The organism is Corynebacterium sp. EPI-003-04-2554_SCH2473622 (assembly GCF_001665955.1).
In the GTDB taxonomy this organism is placed as follows: Bacteria; Actinomycetota; Actinomycetes; order Mycobacteriales; family Mycobacteriaceae; genus Corynebacterium; species Corynebacterium pseudodiphtheriticum.
The window spans coordinates 1-696 of record NZ_LZMN01000079.1 but is presented as its reverse complement, the minus strand read 5'-3'; the positions used below and the strand labels follow the sequence as shown (position 1 = coordinate 696).

2 protein-coding genes are annotated in these 696 nt (G+C 54.6%); both read right to left on the bottom strand.

What is annotated here, in order from left to right:
* Positions 1–84 precede the first annotated feature (84 nt).
* The gene (locus A5774_RS12035) at positions 85–216 is read right to left on the bottom strand and encodes an integrase core domain-containing protein (RefSeq protein ID WP_369815523.1); all 132 of its coding nucleotides are present in this window, start codon (positions 214–216) and stop codon (positions 85–87) included.
* A gap of 36 nt (positions 217–252) precedes the next feature.
* Positions 253–456 (bottom strand): transposase family protein, encoded by a 204-nt coding sequence (locus tag A5774_RS11780; protein ID WP_231892409.1) that lies wholly within the window; start codon positions 454–456, stop codon positions 253–255.
* Between the last annotated feature and the right edge of the window lie 240 nt (positions 457–696).

The window sequence follows — 696 nt, the reverse complement described above, 5'->3', positions numbered from 1 at the left end:
AGTGGTTAGGCAGCTATTTCTTTTCTGCTGGTGGTTAAACCAATATAGTTCTCGAAGTCGACGGGGCTGAGCATCCCGAGCGCTTCAGTGCCGGCGTCGGCGGTTGTAGACAACTTCAATCCAGCGCGCGACACCCGCACGTGCAGCGTCACGGGCTGACCAGCGCTTACGGTCGTAGAATTCGGTTTTAAGCGTCGACCAGAATGACTCAGCCATCGCGTTATCGAAACACACACTGCTACACCCCACAGACTAAGCAATGCCCAGGTTGCGGCACACTTCCCAAAGCTTCTCGTTGGTAAACTGCGTTCCGCGGTCAGCATGAAACATCAGGCCATCAGCAACGTCACCGCGCAGCGTTTGCGTTTGATACTGAAATTCGCCTTGCTCCGGCTGCATTAACTCGAACTTTTTCTCGCGTTGCCTTAAAGCGAACAAGGCTGTCGGGTTTGACAAAAACTCATTATCCATCTTGGCTTGTGCCAACGAGCGGCGCAGACGAGCATTCTCAACACGAAGATCCGGCTGGCTTAGCCCATCGGAGGATCCGCGGCGTTCGCGCTCATTTTTTACCCACCGGCCTAAAGGCCTGGTCCGACGCCAATCTCCTTGAGCTACATGAGCGATTGGGCGCTGCGCTCGATTACCAGGCTCAAAGCTTCACGCCGATACTCAGGCGTGTATTTCTGGCGTTGT